This is a genomic window from Rhizobium sp. BK212 (assembly GCF_014197475.1).
GTDB classification, from domain to species: Bacteria; Pseudomonadota; Alphaproteobacteria; order Rhizobiales; family Rhizobiaceae; genus Rhizobium; species Rhizobium anhuiense.
In genome coordinates this window covers 936640-959287 of sequence record NZ_JACIFS010000002.1, presented here as the reverse complement: position 1 = coordinate 959287, position 22648 = coordinate 936640, and the positions used below count along the sequence as shown (strand labels likewise).

Annotated in this window: 21 protein-coding genes and 1 pseudogene; 12 read left to right on the top strand and 10 right to left on the bottom strand. The window is 60.9% G+C overall.

The features are described from left to right. Positions 1 to 6 precede the first annotated feature (6 nt). The 3 genes and pseudogenes from FHT79_RS09660 (at position 7) to FHT79_RS09650 (ending at position 3016) form a co-directional block, all read left to right on the top strand. Positions 7 to 1823: pseudogene (locus tag FHT79_RS09660) on the top strand (EAL domain-containing protein). Between the two features lie 33 nt (positions 1824 to 1856). Next, entirely contained in the window at positions 1857 to 2081 is a 225-nt protein-coding gene (locus FHT79_RS09655) for a hypothetical protein (RefSeq protein WP_183903297.1), read from the top strand. 86 nt (positions 2082 to 2167) lie between these two features. After that, positions 2168 to 3016, top strand: coding sequence for a GNAT family N-acetyltransferase (locus FHT79_RS09650; protein ID WP_063474384.1), 849 nt, complete (start codon positions 2168 to 2170; stop codon positions 3014 to 3016). Between the two features lie 3 nt (positions 3017 to 3019). Here FHT79_RS09650 and FHT79_RS09645 read toward each other — a convergent pair whose 3' ends face one another. Continuing rightward, positions 3020 to 3937 (bottom strand): DMT family transporter, encoded by a 918-nt coding sequence (locus FHT79_RS09645; protein ID WP_063474385.1) that lies wholly within the window; start codon positions 3935 to 3937, stop codon positions 3020 to 3022. Between the two features lie 191 nt (positions 3938 to 4128). Between FHT79_RS09645 and FHT79_RS09640 the strand changes: the two genes are divergently transcribed. Both FHT79_RS09640 and FHT79_RS09635 read left to right on the top strand, forming a co-directional pair. Continuing rightward, positions 4129 to 5427 (top strand): adenylosuccinate synthase, encoded by a 1299-nt coding sequence (locus FHT79_RS09640; RefSeq protein WP_047618643.1) that lies wholly within the window; start codon positions 4129 to 4131, stop codon positions 5425 to 5427. Between the two features lie 60 nt (positions 5428 to 5487). Continuing rightward, positions 5488 to 7986 (top strand): hypothetical protein, encoded by a 2499-nt coding sequence (locus FHT79_RS09635; RefSeq protein WP_183903296.1) that lies wholly within the window; start codon positions 5488 to 5490, stop codon positions 7984 to 7986. A 122-nt stretch (positions 7987 to 8108) separates the two neighbouring features. Here FHT79_RS09635 and rpoH read toward each other — a convergent pair whose 3' ends face one another. Both rpoH and FHT79_RS09625 read right to left on the bottom strand, forming a co-directional pair. After that, positions 8109 to 9017, bottom strand: a complete 909-nt coding sequence (gene rpoH / locus FHT79_RS09630) for an RNA polymerase sigma factor RpoH (RefSeq protein ID WP_018243318.1) — start codon at positions 9015 to 9017, stop codon at positions 8109 to 8111. Between the two features lie 178 nt (positions 9018 to 9195). Then, positions 9196 to 10221 carry an RluA family pseudouridine synthase gene (locus FHT79_RS09625; RefSeq protein WP_183903295.1) on the bottom strand — a complete coding sequence of 342 codons (1026 nt, stop codon included), beginning with the start codon at positions 10219 to 10221 and terminating at the stop codon, positions 9196 to 9198. Between the two features lie 43 nt (positions 10222 to 10264). Between FHT79_RS09625 and FHT79_RS09620 the strand changes: the two genes are divergently transcribed. After that, entirely contained in the window at positions 10265 to 10651 is a 387-nt protein-coding gene (locus tag FHT79_RS09620) for a hypothetical protein (RefSeq protein ID WP_025554582.1), read from the top strand. Positions 10652 to 10658: 7 nt separating this feature from the next. Beyond that, entirely contained in the window at positions 10659 to 11483 is an 825-nt protein-coding gene (locus FHT79_RS09615; protein ID WP_025554580.1) for an RNA methyltransferase, read from the top strand. Positions 11484 to 11529: 46 nt separating this feature from the next. On the opposite strand, the gene FHT79_RS09610 is transcribed toward FHT79_RS09615, so the two are convergent. Next, on the bottom strand, positions 11530 to 12696 hold the full coding sequence (locus tag FHT79_RS09610) for a hypothetical protein (RefSeq protein ID WP_183903294.1): 1167 nt from the start codon (positions 12694 to 12696) through the stop codon (positions 11530 to 11532). A 116-nt stretch (positions 12697 to 12812) separates the two neighbouring features. Beyond that, positions 12813 to 13400 (bottom strand): EipA family protein, encoded by a 588-nt coding sequence (locus FHT79_RS09605; RefSeq protein ID WP_047618651.1) that lies wholly within the window; start codon positions 13398 to 13400, stop codon positions 12813 to 12815. Between the two features lie 194 nt (positions 13401 to 13594). On the opposite strand from FHT79_RS09605, the gene FHT79_RS09600 reads away from it, so the two are divergent. Together FHT79_RS09600 and FHT79_RS09595 are read left to right on the top strand one after the other, a co-directional pair. Then, positions 13595 to 14242, top strand: a complete 648-nt coding sequence (locus tag FHT79_RS09600; protein WP_047618761.1) for a histidine phosphotransferase family protein — start codon at positions 13595 to 13597, stop codon at positions 14240 to 14242. Between the two features lie 120 nt (positions 14243 to 14362). Beyond that, the gene (locus tag FHT79_RS09595; RefSeq protein WP_010069020.1) at positions 14363 to 14725 is read left to right on the top strand and encodes a response regulator; all 363 of its coding nucleotides are present in this window, start codon (positions 14363 to 14365) and stop codon (positions 14723 to 14725) included. A gap of 225 nt (positions 14726 to 14950) precedes the next feature. Here the strand turns inward: FHT79_RS09595 and ctrA are convergent, their stop codons facing one another. Beyond that, positions 14951 to 15652 carry a cell cycle two-component system response regulator CtrA gene (ctrA, locus tag FHT79_RS09590; protein WP_003542362.1) on the bottom strand — a complete coding sequence of 234 codons (702 nt, stop codon included), beginning with the start codon at positions 15650 to 15652 and terminating at the stop codon, positions 14951 to 14953. A 437-nt stretch (positions 15653 to 16089) separates the two neighbouring features. Here ctrA and FHT79_RS09585 point away from each other — a divergent pair, with 437 nt between their 5' ends. Then, positions 16090 to 16440 (top strand): hypothetical protein, encoded by a 351-nt coding sequence (locus FHT79_RS09585; protein WP_003542353.1) that lies wholly within the window; start codon positions 16090 to 16092, stop codon positions 16438 to 16440. Between the two features lie 202 nt (positions 16441 to 16642). On the opposite strand, the gene FHT79_RS09580 is transcribed toward FHT79_RS09585, so the two are convergent. Further along, positions 16643 to 16921 carry a GNAT family N-acetyltransferase gene (locus FHT79_RS09580; protein ID WP_025602725.1) on the bottom strand — a complete coding sequence of 93 codons (279 nt, stop codon included), beginning with the start codon at positions 16919 to 16921 and terminating at the stop codon, positions 16643 to 16645. 55 nt (positions 16922 to 16976) lie between these two features. On the opposite strand from FHT79_RS09580, the gene FHT79_RS09575 reads away from it, so the two are divergent. Next, positions 16977 to 17522 (top strand): paraquat-inducible protein A, encoded by a 546-nt coding sequence (locus FHT79_RS09575; RefSeq protein WP_183903293.1) that lies wholly within the window; start codon positions 16977 to 16979, stop codon positions 17520 to 17522. A gap of 23 nt (positions 17523 to 17545) precedes the next feature. Here the strand turns inward: FHT79_RS09575 and FHT79_RS09570 are convergent, their stop codons facing one another. The 3 genes from FHT79_RS09570 to cysQ form a co-directional block, all read right to left on the bottom strand. Further along, positions 17546 to 17821, bottom strand: a complete 276-nt coding sequence (locus tag FHT79_RS09570; protein ID WP_007533628.1) for a DUF1153 domain-containing protein — start codon at positions 17819 to 17821, stop codon at positions 17546 to 17548. A gap of 1206 nt (positions 17822 to 19027) precedes the next feature. After that, positions 19028 to 19753: a sugar transferase gene (locus tag FHT79_RS09565; protein WP_025554731.1), complete on the bottom strand. Its 726-nt coding sequence runs from the start codon at positions 19751 to 19753 to the stop codon at positions 19028 to 19030. A 642-nt stretch (positions 19754 to 20395) separates the two neighbouring features. Continuing rightward, a complete protein-coding gene (cysQ, locus tag FHT79_RS09560) occupies positions 20396 to 21193 on the bottom strand; it encodes a 3'(2'),5'-bisphosphate nucleotidase CysQ (RefSeq protein ID WP_025570671.1) in 798 nt (265 codons plus the stop codon). Between the two features lie 549 nt (positions 21194 to 21742). Between cysQ and FHT79_RS09555 the strand changes: the two genes are divergently transcribed. Continuing rightward, positions 21743 to 22645 carry a branched-chain amino acid ABC transporter permease gene (locus FHT79_RS09555; protein WP_025554735.1) on the top strand — a complete coding sequence of 301 codons (903 nt, stop codon included), beginning with the start codon at positions 21743 to 21745 and terminating at the stop codon, positions 22643 to 22645. Positions 22646 to 22648 lie beyond the last annotated feature (3 nt).

Genomic DNA, 22648 nt, shown 5'->3' with positions numbered 1-22648 from the left:
GCAGTTATGCAAGCTTCTAAGGCTAGACCGCGTTGCCAGAAAATAAACCCACACGATCCGAACAAGAGTTTCAGGATCTTCTGCGCCGGCTCGAACTCGCTCTCGATGCATCGCGGATCGGTGTCTGGGAGCACAGTATCGCGAAGAACGGGATCTTATGGGACGCGCAGATGCACCGGCTCTACGAGACCGGCGAGTCGTTCCGGGAGGTGCCGGCATGGCTCTGGTCGAATGCCATCCATCCCGACGATCGCGAGCAGGCCGAACGCGACTTCGACCACGCGATTGCGACACGGGGCGCCTATAATTCGCAATTCCGGATCGTGCTGCCGAGCGGCGAAATCCGCCATCTGCGCTCGCGCGCGCATTTCTACGTGGATGCGGAGGGGTCGCCTTCCTTCATCGGCGCCGAATGGGATGTGACTGCCGACGTACAGCTCAACGCGGAGCTGGCGCGGCAGAAGCTGGTGGCCGAGGCGAGAGCGCTGGCGCTCGAGGAAAGCAATGCGCGCATCGAGCATGTCGCCGATCACGATTATCTCACCGGCTTGTCGAACCGGCGCCTTCTCGACAAGCGGCTCGCGGAGCTGCCGGCCGACAAGAGCATCACGACGCTCGCGGTCCTGCATCTCGACCTCGACCAATTCAAGCAGATCAACGACAGCCACGGTCATGCGGCCGGCGACGCCGTGCTCAGGACGGCAGCCCTTCGCATTACCGCTGCCATTCCCGCGAATGGCATGGTCGCCCGCGTCGGCGGCGATGAATTCGTCATCGTGCTGGTGAATTTCACCGATCTCACGGAACTGAAGCTGATCACCGAGGACCTCCAGCGCCGATTGCGCAAGAAGATCCGCTTCGGTCAGGAGATGCTGCAATCCGGCGCCTCGATCGGCGTTTCCTGGAGCGGCGATCGGCGAGCGCGCAACCTGCTGGCCGAATCCGACCTGGCGCTCTACCAGGCCAAGAAGCTCGGGCGCAATCGCGTCGAATTCTTCACGCGGCAACTGCAGGAGGATCTGCGCGCCAAGCGCCGGCTAGCCGAAGAGCTGAAGCTCGGGCTGGAGCGCGGCGAGATCGTTCCCTATTATCAGGTGCAGCTCGACGCCAGGACACGGGAGGTCATCGGCTTCGAGGCGCTGGCGCGCTGGAAACATCCGGAAAAGGGTGTGCTCGCCCCGGGGATATTCCTGAAGATTGCCGATGAGCACGGACTTGCGGCGGAGATCGACGCGGCGATCCTCAAAAACGTTCTCCAAGACCGGCTGTTCTGGCTGTTGCGCGGCTTTGCGGTTCCGCGCATCGCCGTCAATATCTCGGCGTCGCGCCTTGCCGATCCGGCATTGCTCAATAAGCTGAGGAAACTCGACATCCCGCCCGGTGTGATCGTTTTCGAACTGGTCGAAACGATTTTCCTCGACGACAGCGACGAAAAACTGCTCGAGCATATCGGCGATATCAAACAGATGGGCATCGACATCGAGATCGATGATTTCGGATCGGGCCATGCCTCGCTCATCGGTCTCGTCAAGCTGCGGCCGAAGCGGCTGAAGATCGACCGGCAGCTCGTCACCGAGGTCGTCAGCTCCGCCGAGCAGCGGCGGGTGGTGGGGTCGATCGTGGAAATCGCCAAGGCGCTCGATGTCGAGGTGATCGCCGAGGGCATCGAGACCGAAGCGCATGCCGTCGTGCTGGCGCAGCTCGGCTGCGACGGCCTGCAGGGTTATGCCTTCGGTTATCCCGCCCCAGCCGCAGAGACAGACCGTCTTTTCGCATCGACGGCGAGCGGCATCGAAAAGCAGAAGACCGCGACGGGCGGTTGAACGGCCGGTGATCCTTTTTGCCGGCTGGCGAAAATGATTTCGGCCGGAATGCTCTCCTCGCCTTTCGGATCAGGCAGGCGATATCCTGTCGGCGCGGCGTTTTATTTGCCGCGGCAGGAAGAAAAATGGGACACAAGTAATTTGCTTGAGCTTGCAACCGCATTGTTTCATGGTAAGGCGGAAACGAAGCTTTCTGCATTGCATCGAAAAATGATTATACGCGTCGTCAACACCATGAGCGCGGTTCTCCATCATTGACAGATGCAATCGGGGCGCCTGGGGCCTGACAATTGCTTTGCCGTTGCCGGGATGGACTTGCGGGACATTCAATCTGGGAAGGTCGCATGAATTCGGAATTTGCCGTTCGTTCGATGCGGCCCGGCGAACTGGAACTCGTACTCGAATGGGCGCGTCAGGAGGGCTGGAACCCGGGCCTCGATGATTCGCTTGCATTTCTCGAGGCCGATCCGTCGGGATTTTTCGTCGGCTCCATCGGTGAAGTCCCCGTCGGATCGATCTCGGTCGTCAAGTATGGCGAGAGTTTTGCCTTCCTGGGCCTCTACATCGTCCATCCCGATTTCCGCGGCAAGGGTTACGGCAAGGCGATCTGGGAGGCCGGCATCGCCAGCGCGGGAGACCGGACGATCGGTCTCGACGGCGTTGCCGCACAACAGGACAATTACCGCAAGGCGGGCTTCGAGCCTGCCTCTTCCACCATTCGCTACGGCGGTGTCGCCACCTCCTTGCCGGTTTCGACGCTGGTCGCGCAGCCGGTGCTCGATTCGCGTCTCGAAGGCCTGCAGCGGTATGATTCGGCGATCTTTCCGCAGCCGCGCGATGCCTTTCTTGCCGCCTGGTGCACCGGCCGCAAGGGCCGTCGCTCGGCGGTGGTGCGTAAGAGCGGCAAGATCCGCGGTTACGGCACGATCCGCCGCTGCTACGAGGGCTACAAGATCGGCCCGCTCTTTGCCAACGATGCCGACAGCGCCGCGGCGCTGCTTGCCGAATTGATCCCCGAGGCGAAGGGGGCTGCGATCTTCATCGACATTCCGGCGGAGAACCACGAGGCGGTCGCGCTTGCCGAAGGCCTCGGCCTTCAACCGGTGTTCGAGACGACGCGCATGTATCGCGGGCCGGCGCCGGCCATCCCGCTGAAACACGTCTTCGGTGTGACGACGCTGGAGCTTGGTTAGGGCCTAATCCAGAGGTGAGGCGGTTACGGTCGGAGCCGAGGCTTTCGGCCGGCCCTTTTCGGCGATTGCGATGCCGCCCAAAGTCAGTACCAGCGCGATGACATGGAAGGACTGCAGCGTCTCGCCGATCAGAGCTACGGAGAGCAGCGTCCCGAATACCGGCACGAGATTGATGAACAGCCCGGCCCGGTTGGCGCCGATGGCTACGACACCCTTGATATAGAGGATCTGCGCCACCAGCGAGGGGAAGATCGCCGTATAGAGCGTGATGACCCAACCGGCCTGGTCCGGCCACTGTGCGGCGCCGCGTTCGGCCTCCCAGATGAGCAGCGGCAGCGAGGTCAGCATGGCGCCAAGCGCCGGGACCGCCATCAGCGTTCGCCAGTCGAGTGGCGGCTTCCAGCGCAGGAAGATCGTGTAGACCGAATAGGCGGCAATGGCGATCAGCATCAGTCCGTCGCCGCGGTTAAGGCTCAATTGCAGCAGCGTTGTGAGGTCGCCATGGGCGGCGGTCAGAGCAACGCCGATCAGCGTCATGCCGAAGCCGAGACATTGCGCCAGCGAGATGCCGGTGCGGAAGAACATGAAATTCAGCAGGAAGATCAGCATCGGGATGCCGGCCTGCTCGATGGCGACGTTGATCGCCGTCGTATATTGCACGGCCGAATAAAGCATCGCGTTGAAAAGCGTGTAGCCGATGACGCCGTAGAACAGCAGCAGCGGTAGGTTCTTCCTGACCACCGGCCAGTCCTTGCGCAGTTGCGGCACCGAAATGGCGACGATCACCGCCACGGCGAGGAACCAGCGCAGGAAGGTCAGCATCATCGGGCTGACATGTCCGAGCGCGAGTTTGCCGGCGACGGAATTGCCGCCCCAGCAGAGGGTGGCGATAACGAGGCAGATATAGGCCGTGGCTTGCAAGAGCGTTCTTCCCGTCTTTCTGCGGTCGTCGTCCGGCGTTTTGTGACGGGCAATAGCCTGCCGGCTGCTGATTTGTCACGTAAAAAGCCCAATCTACTGTGACAACAGGGTCGCTTTCCAAAAAACAAAGCTTTATAGATGCGCGGGTTTGAGCAGGTGCGCGGTTCAGCGCCGGTAACAGGAAGAGTTGGATGACGAACGTAGTCGTGGTCGGTTCGCAATGGGGTGACGAAGGCAAGGGCAAGATTGTCGACTGGCTTTCGGAGCGTGCGGATATCGTTGTGCGCTATCAGGGCGGACACAATGCCGGCCATACGCTCGTCATCGACGGCACGAGCTATAAGCTTTCGCTCTTGCCGTCCGGCGTCGTGCGCCCGGGCAAGATGGCGGTAATCGGCAACGGCGTCGTCGTCGATCCGCATGCGCTGATCGCCGAGATCGGCCGGCTGGAGGCGCAGGGCGTGACGGTTACGCCTGACAACCTGCGCATCGCAGACAATGCGACACTCATTCTTTCCCTGCACCGCGAGCTCGACGCGATGCGCGAGGATGCTGCGTCGAACAGCGGCACCAAGATCGGCACGACACGCCGCGGCATCGGTCCGGCCTATGAAGACAAGGTCGGCCGCCGCGCCATCCGCGTCATGGATCTTGCAGATCTCGAAAGCCTTTCCGGCAAGGTCGACCGTATTCTGACGCACCACAATGCGCTTCGCCGCGGCCTCGGCGTCGCCGAAGTCAGCCATGAAGCGATCATGGAAGAGCTGACTTCGATCGCCGATCGGGTGCTGCCGTTCCGTGACACCGTCTGGCTCTTCCTCGACAAGGAGCGCCGCAAGGGCTCCCGCATCCTCTTCGAAGGTGCACAGGGCAGCCTGCTCGATATCGACCACGGCACCTATCCCTTCGTGACGTCGTCGAACACCGTGGCCGGTCAGGCCGCGGCCGGTTCCGGCATGGGTCCCGGCTCGCTCGGCTATATCCTCGGCATCACCAAGGCCTATACGACACGCGTCGGCGAAGGCCCGTTCCCGACCGAGCTGAAGGACGCGATCGGCGAGTTCCTGGGCGAAAAAGGTCATGAGTTCGGCGTGGTGACCGGACGCAAGCGGCGCTGCGGCTGGTTCGACGCCGCGCTGGTGCGCCAATCGATCGCCACCAACGGCATCACCGGCATCGCGCTCACCAAGCTCGACGTGCTCGATGGCCTCGAGGAATTGAAGATCTGCGTCGGCTATATGCTCGACGGCGAACAGATTGATCATCTTCCCGCAAGCCAGGGAGCGCAAGCTAGGGTCGAACCGATCTACATCACGCTGGAAGGGTGGAAGGAATCGACCGTCGGCGCCCGCAGTTGGGCGGACCTGCCGGCACAGGCGATCAAGTATGTTCGCCAGGTCGAAGAGCTGATCGGGGCGCCTGTCGCGCTCCTTTCCACCAGCCCGGAGCGGGATGACACGATACTTGTGACCGATCCGTTTGAGGATTAAGCTCACGGGTCACTGTGGAGGATGGTTCGGTAGGGTACCGGACTTCTTGAGAAAGTACTGATGGCGGATTTTATTGCAGTTATTCGGCGGGCCGTCGACGGCTTGGCTGAAAATACCCCCGAAATGCGGGTGAAGGTCTACGAACGTGCCCGCGGCGCAGTGCAGCGGCAGCTCGAGAACATGAAGCCGCGTCCGCCGGAAGCCATGCTGCAACGCCAGCTCGAAAAGCTCGAGGCCGCCATCCGCGAAGTGGAAGGTGAACACTCCGAAGCGCTGTCGCTCGACGAGCCTGTTGCCGCCGCCACCGCGCTGGACTCCGCAGAAGAACAAGCGCTTCACGACGAAAGCGAACCGGCGCCTGTGCCGGAGACTGATGTCGAGGAGCCGGTTGACGAAACCTATGCCGAGCCGCAAGCGGCCGAGGCCGCCGACGAGCCCGGTCACGTGGAAGCTGCTGCCTCGCCCGAGGAAGCTGAGGAAGAGGTCGCTGCCGAGGAACCCCTTTCCGCGGAAGCATCCGTTCCCGCGGAAACTCCTGTTCCCGCGGAAGCTCCTGCTTCCGCCGAGACATACTGGCATCCCTCGCATGAGGAGGAAGCGCCGGCCGAGGAATGGCATGCCAGCGAGGCGCGCGACGTCGCTGCCGAGGATGTGCCGGCCGAACATGACGGCTGGGAGCCGCCCGTTGGGGATCACGACGAACAGGCCGGCGACTATCATGCGGACGAGCAGCATCCTGCGGAAGCCGAAGAGGTTGCGGCGGAACCGGTGGCGGTGGAGGCTGACGAGCCGGAAGTCGAGGAGGCTTACGAGCCCGCCGAGCCGCTTCAGCCGGTCACGCGTGGCATAGATCACGCGTCGAACCGGCTGGTTGAGCCGGTCGCCGATTTCGATCGCCCGCAGGAGTTCGTCGAGCACAGCCGCGAGGAGCCGCTGCAGGCCGACGCCGCGGCGCATTTCGATCCCGTCTGGGCCGAGCCCGCCGCCGAGACGCCGGCTCCGGCGCCCAAAGATGCGGAGACCGAATGGGCGGAAGAGGAACTCAGGCAATATTCGCAGACGGCGCCGATCACCGCGGATGCTTCGGCGCGCGCCTTCGAGGAGGTGATATCGAGCCTCGAAAATGCGGCCCCCGCCGCCGTCATGCCGGCTGCCAAGGAAAGTTTCTCCTGGGAGACGGCCGCTTTCGACGATCTGCCGCCGATCGAGGCCGGCAGCAATAAGAAGACGCCGGTCGCCTCGCATTTCGACGATGTCGATATCTTCGCAGAAGTGCACAACGGCAAGCCGGCGCCTGCCAACGCTGCGCCGAGCGAAGACTGGCGCGAGGCGAAGGCGCTGCGCGGCTACGACCGTCGCGGTTCGGTCGCCGCTGACGACGATGACTCCAATCCGGCGATGGATATCGATCAGATTGTTGCGTCCAAGCTGCAGGGCAAGAATTTCCGGATGGAGCCGAAGCGCCGTCGCTTCGGCCTCGGCACCGTGATCACGCTCCTCTTCGCCCTCATCCTGATCGGTGGCGGCGCCTATGCCGGCTGGATGAACAGAGAGGCGCTGGTGGCGATGGTCGACGGGCTTGTCAGTTCGGCACCGTCGCAGGCGACCCGGAACGAGGCGGCAACACCGCCGGCTGGCTCCGCGACGCCTGCCCAGCCTGAGCCAGCGACGCCTGCTCAGCCGACCACGCCAGGAGCGCAGAATACGCCAGTGGCACCGGCGCAGCCGAACCCGAACCCGCAGGTGGCGTCAATGAACAATGACGGCGCCGCGGCCAATTCGAAATTCACTCAGCGGCTGCTGACCGATGGGACAGAGGTCGACAGCGGACCGGCCACGGTGCCGGGAACGCCGACGGCAGAAGGAAAATCGGTCGCCGAGCAGAACGTCGCGGCAGCCGATACGCCGGCTGCCAGCGCACAGGGCGATGCGGCACCCGCCGAAACGCTGACGCCGAACGGTCCGGCGGCATCGCCGCAGCAGACCGCGCCCGTTGGTTCGTCGCAAAAGATGTTCCTCTATGAGGAGCGCATCGGCCAGAGCTCGCCGACGGCAATCGAGGGATCGGTCGTCTGGAGTGTGCAGCACGAGGCCGGTCAGGGCGGACGGCAGGAGGTGACGGTGCAGGGCAATGTCAGCGTGCCCGAGCGCAATCTCTCGGCTCTCATCACCTTCAAGCGCAATTCCGATCCGTCGCTGCCGGCAAGCCATCTCGTCGAGGTGGTCTTCTCGGTGCCGCCGAATTTCGAAGGCGGCAGCATCGACAGCGTCCAGCGCATCTCGATGAAGCGCACAGAGCAGGACCGTGGTGACGCGCTGATTGCGGTTCCGGCCAAAATCACCGACGATTTCCACATGATCGCGCTCAACGACTATCCCGATGCGCGCAAGGCCAATCTCGACCTCATGGCGACCCGTAGTTGGATCGATATGCCGATCACCTATCGCAACGGCCGCCGCGCGCTGCTGACGATGGAAAAGGGCGACACCGGAACGAACGCCTTCAACACCGCGATCAAGGAATGGACCGCCCTCGGGGATGTGTCGACGAGCCAGTGATGGTTTTTTCCGCAATGCCAACTTTATCGGACTTTGGCGGCTGACGAGGCTGCGAAAAGCGAATGAAACAGAAAAGGCGGGCCGCAAGGACCCGCCTTTTTCAATTCTATCACGCGGCAGGTTTATGCCGTGGCTTCGACGACGCGGACGGCCTTGGCGCGTTCCAGCGCTTCCTTGCGGACCGCATCCTGCACCTTTTCGAAGGCGCGGACCTCGATCTGGCGGACGCGTTCGCGGCTGATGTCGAATTCGGTCGAAAGGTCCTCCAGGGTCACGGGATCCTCAGCGAGGCGGCGAGCCTCGAAGATGCGGCGTTCGCGCTCGTTCAGCACGCTCATCGCTTTCGCCAGCATGCGCCGGCGGGTGTCGAGCTCATCCTGTTCGATCAGCACGTCTTCCTGGCTGTCATGGTCGTCCACCAGCCAATCCTGCCATTGGCCGCTATCACCTTCGGCTGCCTTGATCGGCGCGTTCAGCGAAGCGTCGCCGGAAAGGCGGCGGTTCATCGAAATGACCTCCTCCTCCGAGACGTTCAGCTTGGTGGCGATTTCCGAGACGTGCTCCGGCTTCAGGTCGCCGTCGTCGATCGCCTGGATGCGGCCTTTCAGCCGACGCAGGTTGAAAAACAGGCGCTTCTGGTTGGCGGTCGTGCCCATCTTTACCAGCGACCACGAGCGCAGGATATATTCCTGGATCGAGGCCTTGATCCACCACATGGCGTAGGTGGCGAGGCGGAAGCCGCGCTCGGCATCGAACTTCTTGACGGCCTGCATCAGGCCGACATTGCCCTCGGAGACGACTTCGCCGATCGGCAGGCCGTAGCCGCGATAACCCATCGCGATCTTCGCGACGAGGCGAAGATGGCTGGTGACCAGCTTGTGGGCGGCGTCGCGATCGCCATGCTCGGCATAACGCTTGGCGAGCATGTATTCCTGCTGCGGCTCGAGCATCGGGAATTTGCGGATTTCGTCGAGGTAACGATTGAGACCGGCTTCGCCGGCGGTAATGGACGGCAAGGTATTTCGGGCCATAGTGCACCCTCCTAAAGTGAATTCCGGCTCCCGATGGAAACGCGTTCTCGCGTTAAAAAAGGCAAACCGGGACGTGCGGCTCTACTGTGAGCCCGCACTAAATCCATATACAGATAAGTGTGGCGAAACGGCGGTTCAAGGGTGCCGCTCACGCAGGTGTGAGTTGGAAGAGGGGTCTCTATCGCCGCAGTGCCTCGACCAATTCCACCATATCATCCGGCAGCGGCACTTCGAAATGCATGATTTCGCCGGTGCGGGGATGCTCGAACTGCAGCATGAAGGCATGCAGCGCCTGGCGGTCGAAACCGTTGACGACCTTACGGATCTCTTCGGGCAGAAGATTGACCTTGGTCTTGAAGCCTGCGCCGTAAACCGTGTCGCCGAGCAGCGGATGGCCGATATGGGCCATGTGGACACGGATCTGGTGGGTGCGCCCGGTTTCGAGGTGGCACTCGACCAGCGAGGCGAACGCGGTGGCGTCCGGCTTTTCGTGGAAGCGTTCGACCACCGTGTAGTGCGTGATCGCCGCGTCGGCGTCATGACTGTCGGGGCGCTTGACGGCGCGGCGCGTGCGATCGCCGGTGGCGCGGCCGAGCGGCGCGTCGACGGTGCCCGTCAGCGAGCGCGGCCGGCCCCAGACGACTGCCTGGTAGGCCCGCTCCAGCGGCATGGTGCGGCCGTGGTCGGCAAATTGAAGCGAGAGGTGGCGATGGGCGATGTCGTTCTTGGCGACGACCATGACCCCTGTCGTGTCCTTGTCGAGACGGTGGACGATGCCGGGGCGGCGCACGCCGCCGATGCCGGAGAGCGTATCGCCGCAATGGTGGATCAGTGCGTTTACCAGCGTTCCCGTCCAATTGCCGGGACCGGGATGGACGACGAGACCGGAAGGCTTGGAGATGACGATGACGTCGTCGTCCTCATGGAGGATAACGAGCGGGATGTCCTCGCCCTGCGGCGTCGGGTCTTCCGGCTCGGGCAGCGTGATCTCGAAACTATCGCCGGTGCGCACCTTGCGCTGCGGGTCGGTGACGGGTTCTCCGCGCAGAAAAACCTGGCCGTCCTTGATCAGCGCCTTGATGCGGCTGCGCGAAAATTCCTCGCCGACCTGCGCCGTCAGCCAGGCGTCGAGCCGGCCTTCGGCGGTTTCATCGGCAGTCAGGACTTTTCTATTGCCGGCTGCTTGTTTAAAGGGGTCGCTCAAGACGCTTCTTCTCCGACGTATTTTTTTAGAACGGGACGCACAGATGACAGCAATCGAGCCAGACGACCAGGAAGAGAAGCCCCTTGATCCGGCGATGGAAAGTGTCCGGCGCAAGATGGTCCGCCTGCAGATCGTTTCCGGCGCCATCATGTTCGTGAGCCTTATGGCGGTCTTCGGTGCCGTTGTCTACAAGACGATGCGCGACGATCCGAAGGAGACGGCAGCAACCGTTGCCGCCTCCGGCGTGCCCTCGGATGCGCCGCTTGCCGCGACCGTTTCTCTGCCGCTCGGCTTCAAGGTGCAGTCTACCTCGTTGTCTGCTGGGCAGATCCTGTTTTACGGCGAAACCGTCGAGGGCAAGAACAAGGCCCTGGTCTTCGACCTCAGGACCGGCCGTACCGTCGCCGACGTCACCGTCGCGGGCAATTGAGGTCGGCATGGCCGCCGTCCCGATCGCCATCGACAGCGCCGACGATCCGCGCCTCGCCGAATTCCGCGACATAAGAGAGCGCGACCTGACGGGTCGCGAGAACCGCTTCATCGCCGAGGGCACCGTCGTGCTGCGCATGCTCGCCGAGGCGCATGCGGGAGACCGCGGCTTTTTCGCCGAAAAGATTCTGCTGCTGCGCAATCGCGTCGAGGGCGTGCTGCCCATCCTGGAGCGGTTTCCGGCCGATGTGCCGGTCTATGTCGCCGAGGCCGATGTGCTTAACGGCGTCGTTGGCTTCCATCTGCATCGCGGTGTTCTCGCGCTCGGCCGGCGGGAGGATGGCGGAGAGGGTGCCCTTCTCGCGGCGCTGCCGGAACGGGCGCTGGTGCTGGTAGGCTGCGGCATTTCCAACCACGACAATGCCGGCTCGATGTTCCGCAATGCCGCCGCCTTCCGGGCGGATGCGGTGCTGCTCGACGAAACTTCCTGTGATCCGCTTTACCGCAAGGCGTTGCGTGTTTCGGTCGGTTCGGTGCTGAGTGTTCCGCATCGGCGCGGCGGCAAGGCGCTGGATGTGCTCCTGGCGCTTGCCGAACGGGGCTTTGCCATCTGGACGCTTTCGCCGCACGGCAAGACCGATATACGCGCCATTCCGGCTTCAGCGCGCATGGCGCTGGTCGTCGGCACGGAAGGGGAGGGCTTGCCCGAGGCGCTGCTTGCGCGCTTCCAGAGCGCCCGCATTCCACAGTCGGAGGACCTCGACAGCCTCAACGCCGCGACGGCGACGGGGATCGCGCTGTTTTCCATGGCTTCCGCGATGGCGCGGATCTAACCGGGGTTATCTGCCAGATCGGCATGATGGCGCGCCGCCGCGCGTCCTATCGAACGCGCTCGGGATCGGCGATGATTGCGGCCGCCCTGTCGGCAAGGCTGATGCGATCGTTTGGGTTCTTTTCCGCGGTATCCGCCAGCAAGGTGCGGATCGGCGAGGAGGGACCTTCGTTGAGGGCGGTCAGCGCCACCATGTTGGCGGCGATCGAGGCGATTTCCTCGCGGATCGCGCCATCGCGCCCGGATACCGCCTTTGCCTTCTGCAGGCGCTCGGCAAGGGCGGCGCTGCGCGTGCGGACATCCTCGCCGATCTCGGCGATGACGTCGGCGGTGTCGAGCGCGGATACTGTCGTGTCTTCGACCGTCACTTCCGCCGGCAGCTCGGCGGCCATCCCGGCAAGGCCGGCGTCGCGCAGCACCCGGTTGACCTTGCGGATCTCGGCATTGGCGGCCTTCAACTGTTCCTTCAACTTGGCAATCTCCTGCAAGCGGCGGGCGACCAGGGTTTCCTTTTCGGCGGCGGAAGCGCTCTCGCGCGCGGCCTTGTCCTCCAGGCGGATCACCATATGCTGCTGCTGCGTCAGTTTCTGTTCGGCGTCCCTGGCGCGCTTCTGCAAAAGGGTCACGTCCTGGCGTAAGGTATCGCGTTCGTCACGCAGCGCGTTGGCGCGGAATTTCAGGCTCTCCGCCTCGGTGTCGCGCGCGGCCAGGTCGATCCTCAGCCCATCGGCCTGTTCACCGAGCTTGCTCAGCCGCGTCCTCATCGTCGCCAGTTCGCTTTCCTTATTGGCAGCGGACTGCTCGGCAATATGCAAATTGGTCTTCAACTGGCTGATATAGTTCTCGTCCTTGCGCAGATGCGAGCGTTGCTCGGCCGCTTCGACATGCATCTCGCCGATCTGGGCCTGCAATTCGCCGATCTCGGCGGCAAGCCTGCCGGCGTCGACGGCGAGTGCATCATGGCGAAGCTGGAGCGACAGGGATTTCTCGCGCTCACGCAGAAGGTCCTGGGTGGTGCGGGCGTTCTCGGCGGCATAGAGCGCGCGGACCATATCCTTCTGGGCGCGAACTTCCTGCGGGCTCAGCGGCATGGTCGCCTTCAGCCGGTTCTCGGTATACCAGACGATGCGGCGATGAACGGCGGGCGAGACCAGAAAGACGAGGAAGGCCGCGGTCAGGAAGCCCAATCCGAACAAGAGAGCATATTCGATCACGGCGCGGCCATCGGTAAGAAGGTTGATACGGGGTCAGCCGCGATGATTAAGCGCGCATGATGCGCATGGCAAGGCCGCCGGTGTGGGCGGCCGCGGATTCCAGCGGCTTGGCGGCCTCAGAAGGGGTTCCAGGTCGGCGCCTGGGTGATCTTGAGATAGCCGACATTGACACCCAGGCGGGCGCCGACACCGGTGCGGATCGGCACGACCAGCACGTCGTTGTTCTTGAGCAGCGTCATGCCGAAGCCGGCGATCACATAGGCCGACCCGCTGACGCCGCCGAAGCGGGCATAGATGCCATTGACGGAGGGCAGGTCGTAGACCAGCATCATCACCCGCGAGCCCTGGCCGCCGTAATCGAGGCCGAGCGAGGGGCCCTGCCAGTAGAGATTATGTTCGCCGGCATTCTTGGTATTCAACTGGCCTTCGCCGTAGGTCAGACCGGCGATGAAGGCGCCGCCGCCTTCCTGTCCGAGGATATAGCCGTTCGGCAGGCCGTATTTCTGGAAGGCACTCTCGACCACTTTGGCAAGCCCGCCGCTGGCGGAGCCGAAGAAGGAGTGGCCGGCATCGACGATTTCCTGCATCGTATACTGGCCGTTGTCCTGGGCGGCGGCCGGCCCGGCAACCATCAGCGAGGAGAAGACGAGGGCCGAAAGCAACCTGCAGAAGCCGATGAATCGGTGCGGAATTTGAGGGCGCATGGTGTCATCCGTTCGTCGTTTGGCTGAGAGCGGGCAACCGCTCGCGGCGATTGGTGCATTTTGCGCCGATGATCTTAACAATCGGTTTACCAAATATGGTGTCATTATGGCATCGAGTACGATCGCAAACTTCGCGCAATTTTGATGAAGCATATTCCGGGCGCAATGAAATTGCCGCCCCTCAGGAGACGATGATGTCCAAGAACCCCAATCTCACCCTGTCCGGCCCGGATCTGGCCGCGCTTCTCTGCAGCCGCGTTTGCCACGATGTCATCTCGCCCGTCGGCGCGATCAATAACGGGCTGGAACTCCTGGATGAGGGTGGCGCCGATTCCGATGCGATGGACCTGATCCGCACCAGTGCGCTCAACGCTTCCGTCCGCCTGAAATTCGCACGCCTCGCCTTCGGCGCGTCGGGCTCTGTCGGCGCCTCGATCGACACCGGCGAGGCCGAACGCGCCGCCAAGGATTTCGCCATTGCCGAGAAGAAGACCGAGGTGATCTGGAACGGACCGCGCGCCATCGTCGCCAAGAATCGCGTCAAGCTGCTGCTCAACCTCTTCCTCGTTGCCTATTCGGCCATTCCGCGCGGCGGCGTGCTTGAGGTAACGCTCGAAAATCCCGAATTCGATGCCAGGTTCAAGCTTACGGCCAAAGGCAAGCTGATGCGCTTGCCGCCGAAATTCGTCGAGATATCGACCGGCACGATCGAGGAGGCGATCGACGCCCATTCGATCCAGCCCTATTATACCGTTCTTCTGGCGCAGGAGTGCGGAATGACGCTCGATCACAGCGCCAGCGCCGAAGAATTGGTGTTCACCGCGGTGGCTGCGGCCGCCTGATTCTGCGCGTAAAACGAGTATCTGTGTTCGCGCGGTAACGATTCCTTAGCCTGATCGACCTATGCTTGGCTGCTGTTTAGAGGCCCTTGCAAGGACAGATGCAGGGGTAAAGGAGTCGCCATGCAGAGATTCATGATCACCGATAATTCGGATATCGTCCGCAAGGTCGGCAAGCGCATTCTCTCCGAACTCGACTTTCTCGTCAGCGAGGCCTCCAATGCCGGCGAGGCGCTGCAGCGCTGCCAGGCGGAGCTGCCGGAATATCTGATCGTCGATTCCGGCATGGAAGGCGCTCTCGACCTCATCGCCGCCATCCGCGCCATGGACGGCGGCAAAGAGGTCAAGATCTATTACTGCGTCGTCGAGGCGGATCTGAAGAAGCTGATGGCTGGCAAACGCGCCGGCGCCACCGACTTCCTGCTGAAACCGTTCGATCGCAAGATCCTGACCGCCGTCTTCGGAAACCGGGCGATCGCCGCCTGACGGCAGATCTCCTCCCGCCCAATCGGCGACCTTGGAGCATAATGCCGAAAGTGCAAGCGCGTTCGGCCGCCGCCACGTTCTATTGTCTTGACCGAAAGACAGGGAATTTCAGGCCGATCCAGCCTGAGAGCCTCTCCGTCCCAGCGGCTTGTTGTTGCCGGCAGAAACGAAAAATCCCGCCGGAAAGGCGGGATCTTCGTTTATCCGATAAGGGGGATCGGAAAATCAGGCGGTTTCGGCGTATTCGGCCCCATCCGGTTCGCGAAGAACGTAACCGCGGCCCCAGACGGTCTCGATGTAGTTGGCGCCGCCGGCAGCGTTGGCGAGCTTCTTGCGCAGCTTGCAGATGAAGACGTCGATGATCTTCAGTTCCGGTTCGTCCATGCCGCCGTAAAGGTGGTTCAGGAACATTTCCTTGGTGAGGGTGGTGCCCTTGCGGAGCGAAAGCAGCTCCAGCATCTGGTATTCCTTGCCGGTCAGGTGGACGCGCTGGCCACCGACTTCGACAGTTTTGGCGTCGAGGTTGACGATCAGCTCGCCGGTCATGATGACCGACTGGGCGTGACCCTTGGAGCGGCGGACGATAGCGTGGATGCGGGCGACGAGCTCGTCCTTGTGGAACGGCTTGGTCATGTAGTCGTCGGCGCCGAAGCCGAGGCCGCGAACCTTGTCTTCGATGCCGGCCATGCCCGACAGAATGAGGATCGGTGTCTTGACCTTGGACAGCCGGAGCGTGCGGAGCACTTCATATCCGGACATGTCGGGCAGGTTCAGATCGAGAAGGATGATGTCATAATCATACAGCTTGCCCAGATCGACGCCTTCTTCACCGAGATCGGTGGTATAAACATTAAAACTTTCTGATTTCAGCATCAACTCGATGCTCTGCGCCGTAGCGCTGTCATCCTCGATGAGAAGTACCCGCATAATTATCCCCTTTACCGCCGCCGAAAGGTGGTCTGGCCCCCTACACGATACCGAACACGCTACGTGATTTGGAAGCTGCCACGAAATGGTTAACAAATTCTAATTCACTCTGGCAAGGAGTATCGAATTTATTAAATAATTTTTCCATTTCTCTGTTTTCCAATAGGAATCTCAAAAAGGCTCTCCTCAACTTTTACATTAGGAAAAAGCGCTAAGTGATTCATCCGACTCGCCAATGAAAAGGTTCGAGACTTCATGCCTCGGCATTTACCGACCCTTAAATCATCGGGTCTATCATTAACGATGCCCGTAAACGAAAGGTTACCAGCGGTAGGTATTTGTTAATATCGCAGGAAATTTTTTAGCAAACCGTGTCAAAGCGGCGCGCAGGGCGGTTTCAAGTTGAGCCGGGGTCTCGCATCACGGGAGTAATGCGTATGAAGTCGCGAGAGAGTCTCGTTCGCCTGAAGGAATTTCAGGTGAACGAAAAACGACGTCAATTGCAGCAGTTGCAGATGATGATGTCCGAATTCGAACGGATGACGAAGGATCTGGAGAGCCAGATCGTCGTCGAGGAAAAGAAGTCCGGTATTTCTGACCCGAATCACTTTGCTTATCCGACCTTCGCCAAGGCCGCGCGTCAGCGGGCCGATAACCTGCAGGTTTCGATCAAGGAACTGAAGATGCAGGAAGAGACGCTGGAAATGGCGCTCGAGGAGATGCAGGCGGAATATGCAAGGGCGACGGCGCTGGAAGAGCGTGACGGCGGCGCCCGCGCAAGGGCGTAAGAAAACGGCGGGCGCCGGCTTCGGCGCCCTGGGATCGCCACTGAGAAGCCATGTATGATGGGCACGCTGTCCGTCATACATGGCTTTTGGTGTTTGCCTGACGGTGTCACTCCCACCGGCGACGAGATTCGTCACCGACGGCGAGGATTTGCCTTATGGATGTCGTGCTCCCAAAACCGTTGCACGGTTTTGGGAGCACGCTTCAATTCACAACATCCTTCCATTCCGGATGGCGTTGCGCCTGCGCCTTGAAGAAGGGGCAAAGCGGAATGATCTTCCAGCCGCCGGTACGGGCTGCTTCCACAGCATGGAGCGCCAAGGCCTGGCCGACACCCTTGCCGCGCAGCGCATCGGGGACAGCGGTGTGATCGATGATGACGAGCGTCGGCGATGTGCGTGAATAGGTCATCTCCGCCTCATGCCCTTCGACCTCGGCCGCATAACGGCCGCCGGAGGCGCCTTCCTCATTTCGAATGTCCATTGTCTTTCCTCGCAGCGAATGTTGTCGTAGCGGACCGTGACACGGCGGTGCGGTCGTGCCAAGCCGTGGAAGGAATAGGGACAGGAGACGGAGTGTTCATGCAAAATATCGGATCGATACGAGGCTCAGGGCAATGAGTGCACTTTCGATGATCCGTCCGGTCCTTCTCGTGGCGGCGCCGTTTTTCCTGGCGCTCGGCCTGGTTTTGCCGCTGGTCCGTTTCGAGACGCTGTATTTTTTCGACAGGGCGCCGTCGCTCATCGAAGTCGTCGTGTCACTGTGGCAAGGTGGGGATGGGCTGCTGGCGGCGATCGTCGCACTGGTTTCGATTCTGCTGCCGCTTCTGAAGATGATCGGGATCGCTGCAGAGGCAACGGCCGCCGGCGGCGGGGCCGGCAGTCTGTTCTATTGTCGAGTCGTACCGCATCTGTCCAAGTGGTCGATGATGGACGTGCTGCTGGTTGCGATCGTCATTGCGGCGGCGAAGACGACGGGGCTGGCGGATGCTTTCACGCAGCCCGGTCTCTGGTGCTACGCGGCCTCGTCAATGATTTCGGGCCTTCTTCATTCCCTCATGGGAGATGCGTCCGGCCCGAAATAAATGTCGTCGATGCTGGGGATTGATCAGTGACGATATTGCTGGATGCGCGTGGTGCGCAGGCCGGCGAGACCGTGGCTGTTGATCGACGATTGCCAGGAAAGGAATTCTTCGACTGTGAGCGTGTAACGCTCGCAGGCCTCTTCCAAGCTCAACAAGCCACCGCGGACAGCCGCGACAACCTCTGCCTTACGGCGAATCACCCAGCGCCGCGTATTGGGCGGCGGGAGATCCGCGATCGTCAGGGGGCTGCCATCGGGGCCGATGACATATTTTACTCGGGGACGTATCATTTCGGTCATTGGACTCTCTACACAACGCAAGACCACGAAGCCCACTCTAGCCTGCCACATTTAAAAATTGCCTAAACCCATCGTAAGACTTTGATAACAAATTTAGACGCCCCGCCCTGGTCGGTGGTTGGTGGCCGCCGCCTGCCGTTACGTTAATTTGCAACGCCTGTACGGGAGGCATGCCGGATAAATATCACGCCAATTTTCCTGGATGATCTTATCAGCGCGGCAACATAGGAATGAGGGCAAGACCTCGTCTCCCTTCTTTCCGCTGTATCGGTCCGGTTCGTGCTTTTTGAACTTCGATCCTTTGGATGCGGGGCAGAAGCCGTCTTTGCCGATCCTCCGGCGTGAGCTTCCTGCCGCCGGGCAGCGGGGCCGATCCGAAGCCGGCCATACGAGGATATGAAGATGACAAGACGTGAGCGCGCAGCCGACGACTGCGCTGTGGATGCGGCATTTTCGCCTTCTGAGGCCGATGGCGGCGGGTTTCGCTGAGTGACGGCAAGGAACGGCTTGGCGGGGTGGCGAAGCTTGCGGGCTTCGACTTCCATCTGTTCTCGGCTTTCCGGCGGAGAGACCCTACCGCCTTCACCGGAAACCGGTTAATCAGCACCTTGCCGCAAAGCCTTGTCGGTTTTTACGAGGTTGCCGATCTCTTCCATTGCAGCAAACTGGTGAACGAGATGAAACGACGATAATGCCGATCTTCTGCGAGGAGGGGGCGTTTGCGGGCAGTGCCGCCAATCGGGAAAACCGCCGTCTCAACACGCTCTTTCCAATGCTTGAGGTGAAGAACACCGTCGCCTTTCCGCCACCCGTCACTGACCTGAAACGATACATCTTCACCTTTTCAGGTGGCTGTCCCACTCCTCACACAGGAATGGGCGATGGCGCTGCTGTACGGGGCATGGAGCTTCTAGGCCCGCAGCGCTGTCATACGCAGCCGCCCGAGCAACGACGAGATCGCGGTCGTTCTCGATCTCTCGTCGTATACGGTGGCGGGGTTATCTGAAGAGCGCGATCCGCAAGCTCGATTCGGTCAGCTGCAGACAGGCGGTTGCCACGGCATTCCAGTACTGGGTGCTCATAAAGCGCGTTGCACCGCGCTTTGGGTCTTTGTCCTATGCAGATCGCCCAAAACCGCTACGCAGTTTTGGGCGATCTGTGTAAGGCAGCAGATGTCTGGGCTGAAAAGCTTAAAAGCGGCGAAGCTTAGAAGCCCTTTCCGCCGGTCAGCTCCGACACGACGGTTCCAGCAATGATGCGCATATCCATCCAGATCGAAAAATTTCCGACGTAATAGAGATCGCTGACGATGCGGGCGCGTGCTTTGGCCGGACGGTCGGTCGGGCCGCGCAGGCCGCGCATCTGGGCAAGGCCGGTCATCCCAGGACGCATCGCGTGGCGCTGATGGTATTCCGGTACGAGCTCTTCGTAGAGCATGCCGCCGGCGCGCATGCCGATTGCATGGCAACGCGGACCGACGACCGACATATCGCCCAGCAGCACGTTCAGCAGCTGCGGCAACTCATCGATATTCGTGCGGCGCAGAATGGCGCCGATACGGGTGATGCGCGGATCGTTCTTCACCGTCTGGGCAATGCCGGAGACATCGCAGAGATCGGTGCGCATGGAGCGGAACTTGTAGACCTTGATGGCCTTGCAGTTCTTGCCCCAGCGGGTCTGCTTGAAGAGCACCGGTCCCGGGCTGTCGAGCTTGATCAGCAGGGCGACGAACAGGAGGAAAGGCGCGAGGACGAGGAGGGCGCTCAACGACGAAACAATGTCGAACGCCCGCTTCAGGACCAGATCCACCAGCGGCGCTTGCGGCGCATCGCTATGGATAACAGGGGTCTGGATCTTCAGGCTCGGCTGCTGGTGGCGGCTCGGCCGGAAGGACTCTGTCGAAATGCTGTTGTTTAGTTCCGTGATGCTCAAGGATCGTACTCTGTTGTCTTCGAGGGGCGCGGCGGCAATAGGCGATCAATGGTTAACCCTGTCACCAGGGCTGCACTCAGGTCTTGGTAACCCTACTAAAACGGAAAAATGCGACAATTGTGTAATGGTGTCCAGAGAAATATCGCATCGCAGCAAATCTTTCGCAATTGCGTTAAGTTGAGGCAAGCTCATGATATTTCGTTAATAATTGGAATTTTGTCAAAGTTTCTAGGCCCTTGGCAGGGGTTCGCAGGGGGCCGGCGGCGCGTCGTTTCGACACGTGACCCAGGTCTCTTAAGCGTATTTGTTAACGGAACACGAGGCGAAATTTTTGTGATGAGGATATCGATCACTGCCGAAGCCGTGTCGAAATGTGACAAAATCAAGGCGGGATTGATGGCGTGCAGCGTCTTGAAACGATGCAAAGCAACGAATTCGTCCCCAGAATCGCTTGAGAAGGCCCGATAACGCGAATCACTTCACGGCTGGAAACGGGATCGCGGCCACGCTTCCAGGAGGGACGGCTTGCTCAGTTGGCGCGCGCCAGAGGCCGGCCGCGGATTGTCGCGACAGGTCTGAACTCATGGTTACGATGCAGAAGAATCGCGCCGCCTGCCGGTATTCAGCGATTTCTAACGATGGTCACGCCGGTTCGAGGACGCGTTTCCTGCCGCCCCAGGAGATGAAGTTCGGGTTGGCGAAGTCGAAATCGGCGGCCTTTCCCGTCTTGCCGTAGGTCAGCAATGTTCCGTCCAGTGTCACCGTCGAGCCGCCGGCAGCACGCAGCACCGCATCGCCGGCCGCGGTGTCCCACTCCATCGTGCGGGTGAAGCGCGGATAGACGTCGGCCTTCCCTTCGGCCAGCAGGCAGAACTTCAGCGAGGAGCCGATATTGGTACATTTAAAGATCGCGTGGTCGGCGAGGAAGCTTCCGGTCTCCGGGCTGTTGTGGCGAAGGCTTGCAAGCGCCAGCCTATCGTCCGGCTGTTCGCGCACCGTGATTGCACTGCGTGCGCTAACGGTGAAATCGTCGGCGACGACGAGCCTTTCGGCGTGACCGCACTCTCCGGAGAAGGCTAGCCCGAGCGCCGGCGCATAGACGATGCCGGCCACCGGGGCGCCGTTCTCGATATAGGCGATGTTGACGGTGAATTCCTGCCGTCCTTCGACGAATTCACGCGTGCCGTCGAGAGGGTCGACCAGGAAGAAGCCTCGGCCGCTGATGTCGGGCACCTTGCCGGCAGCGACTGATTCTTCCGCCACCACGGGTATCTCGGGATAATCTCTGGCGAGATGAGTAAGGATGATACGTTCGGCCTCCTCGTCGGCGACCGTGACCGGACTTGCATCCGCCTTCATGGCGACGGGGAAACCTTCGCGCAGGACCGTCATGATGGCCTTGCCGGCTTCGAGCGCCGCCTTTTCAAATGTCCTCAGCATTGTCCTTTTGCCGTTCGCCATGCGGGCCGAGCACCCCACTGTCGCTCGTCCGCAAACCATCCCTGTCACACCATATACCTATCAAAGATTGATATGGTGTTTCCCGTTGCGCTTCGCACCCTTACACGTAAGGCAGTGATGCTACCATAAGTTCCCAGTCCTGTCAGAGGAGATGGTGGGCGGTCGCTCATGAAATGGCATTCGGAAAAGCGCCCGGCCTGAGGTCTGAATTTGCGTCATCTTCCAATTTTGTGGAATAGCTTGCACAGCAGACGGCGCAAGAAATCGGTGGCACCATTGCCGAACTTTTAACCGCGCGGCGATTTCTGGCTAAAAATCCGCCGCTCCATGCCGTTTTTATGTGGATTTTGGTTCAAAACGAACCATTTAGCCCTGTTCTGACAAGAATCTGTCGGAATAAATCCTTTTTGTCTTCACATTTCCAACGAAACCGGTATGCATTCGGCCTATGAGGTTCCCTGAAACGGGGAACCAAAGAACCAAAAAGAGATGCAGTGTCTTCCGCTCGCATCCAGGGGAAAACGACATATGGAGTATTTCGTCCAGCAGCTCTTCAATGGGCTGACGCTCGGATCCATCTATGGCCTTGTGGCTATCGGCTATACGATGGTTTATGGCATTATCGGCATGATCAATTTCGCCCATGGCGACATCTTCATGCTCGGTGGTTTCGCCGCTCTTATCGTCTTTCTCGTCCTCACATCCATCTTTGCAGGTCTCCCGGTGGCAATTCTGCTGCTGGCGATGCTTGTCGTCGCGATGTTGATGACGAGTTTATGGAATTGGACGATCGAGCGCGTCGCATACCGTCCCTTGCGCGGGTCTTTCCGCCTGGCGCCGCTGATCACGGCAATCGGCATGTCGATCACGCTGTCCAACTTCATCCAGGTGACGCAGGGTCCGCGTAACAAGCCGATCCCGCCGATGGTGAGCTCGGTCTACCAGTTCGGCAACATCTCGATATCGCTGAAGCAGATCATCATCATCGCGATCACGGCGGTGTTGCTGACGATCTTCTGGTATATCGTCAATCATACTTCACTCGGCCGCGCCCAGCGCGCCACCGAACAGGATCGCAAGATGGCCGCATTGCTCGGCGTCAATGTCGATCAGACGATCTCGATCACCTTTGTGATGGGGGCGGCGCTGGCTGCTGTCGCCGGCACGATGTATCTGATGTATTATGGCGTCGCTTCGTTCGCCGACGGCTTCACGCCGGGTGTGAAGGCATTTACCGCAGCCGTTCTCGGCGGCATCGGGTCGCTGCCGGGCGCCGTTCTCGGCGGGCTGATGATCGGCCTCATCGAATCGCTGTGGTCGGCCTACTTCACCATCGCGTACAAGGATGTCGCGACCTTCGCCATCCTCGCTTTCGTACTGATCTTCAAGCCGACGGGTATCCTGGGGCGGCCGGAAGTCGAGAAGGTATAACGT

Excerpts from the sequence above, each read along its gene's own strand:
- FHT79_RS09555 (WP_025554735.1), top strand. The coding sequence starts at position 21,743 with ATGGAGTATTTCGTCCAGCAGCTCTTCAATGGGCTGACGCTCGGATCC.
- FHT79_RS09595 (WP_010069020.1), top strand. The coding sequence starts at position 14,363 with ATGCAGAGATTCATGATCACCGATAATTCGGATATCGTCCGCAAGGTC.
- FHT79_RS09580 (WP_025602725.1), bottom strand. The coding sequence starts at position 16,921 with ATGGACATTCGAAATGAGGAAGGCGCCTCCGGCGGCCGTTATGCGGCC.
- FHT79_RS09620 (WP_025554582.1), top strand. The coding sequence starts at position 10,265 with ATGACAGCAATCGAGCCAGACGACCAGGAAGAGAAGCCCCTTGATCCG.
- cysQ (WP_025570671.1), bottom strand. The coding sequence starts at position 21,193 with ATGCTGAGGACATTTGAAAAGGCGGCGCTCGAAGCCGGCAAGGCCATC.
- FHT79_RS09655 (WP_183903297.1), top strand. The coding sequence starts at position 1,857 with ATGATTTCGGCCGGAATGCTCTCCTCGCCTTTCGGATCAGGCAGGCGA.
- FHT79_RS09585 (WP_003542353.1), top strand. The coding sequence starts at position 16,090 with ATGAAGTCGCGAGAGAGTCTCGTTCGCCTGAAGGAATTTCAGGTGAAC.
- FHT79_RS09600 (WP_047618761.1), top strand. The coding sequence starts at position 13,595 with ATGTCCAAGAACCCCAATCTCACCCTGTCCGGCCCGGATCTGGCCGCG.
- FHT79_RS09605 (WP_047618651.1), bottom strand. The coding sequence starts at position 13,400 with ATGCGCCCTCAAATTCCGCACCGATTCATCGGCTTCTGCAGGTTGCTT.
- FHT79_RS09650 (WP_063474384.1), top strand. The coding sequence starts at position 2,168 with ATGAATTCGGAATTTGCCGTTCGTTCGATGCGGCCCGGCGAACTGGAA.
- rpoH (WP_018243318.1), bottom strand. The coding sequence starts at position 9,017 with ATGGCCCGAAATACCTTGCCGTCCATTACCGCCGGCGAAGCCGGTCTC.
- FHT79_RS09640 (WP_047618643.1), top strand. The coding sequence starts at position 4,129 with ATGACGAACGTAGTCGTGGTCGGTTCGCAATGGGGTGACGAAGGCAAG.
- ctrA (WP_003542362.1), bottom strand. The coding sequence starts at position 15,652 with ATGCGGGTACTTCTCATCGAGGATGACAGCGCTACGGCGCAGAGCATC.
- FHT79_RS09570 (WP_007533628.1), bottom strand. The coding sequence starts at position 17,821 with ATGACCGAAATGATACGTCCCCGAGTAAAATATGTCATCGGCCCCGAT.
- FHT79_RS09615 (WP_025554580.1), top strand. The coding sequence starts at position 10,659 with ATGGCCGCCGTCCCGATCGCCATCGACAGCGCCGACGATCCGCGCCTC.
- FHT79_RS09635 (WP_183903296.1), top strand. The coding sequence starts at position 5,488 with ATGGCGGATTTTATTGCAGTTATTCGGCGGGCCGTCGACGGCTTGGCT.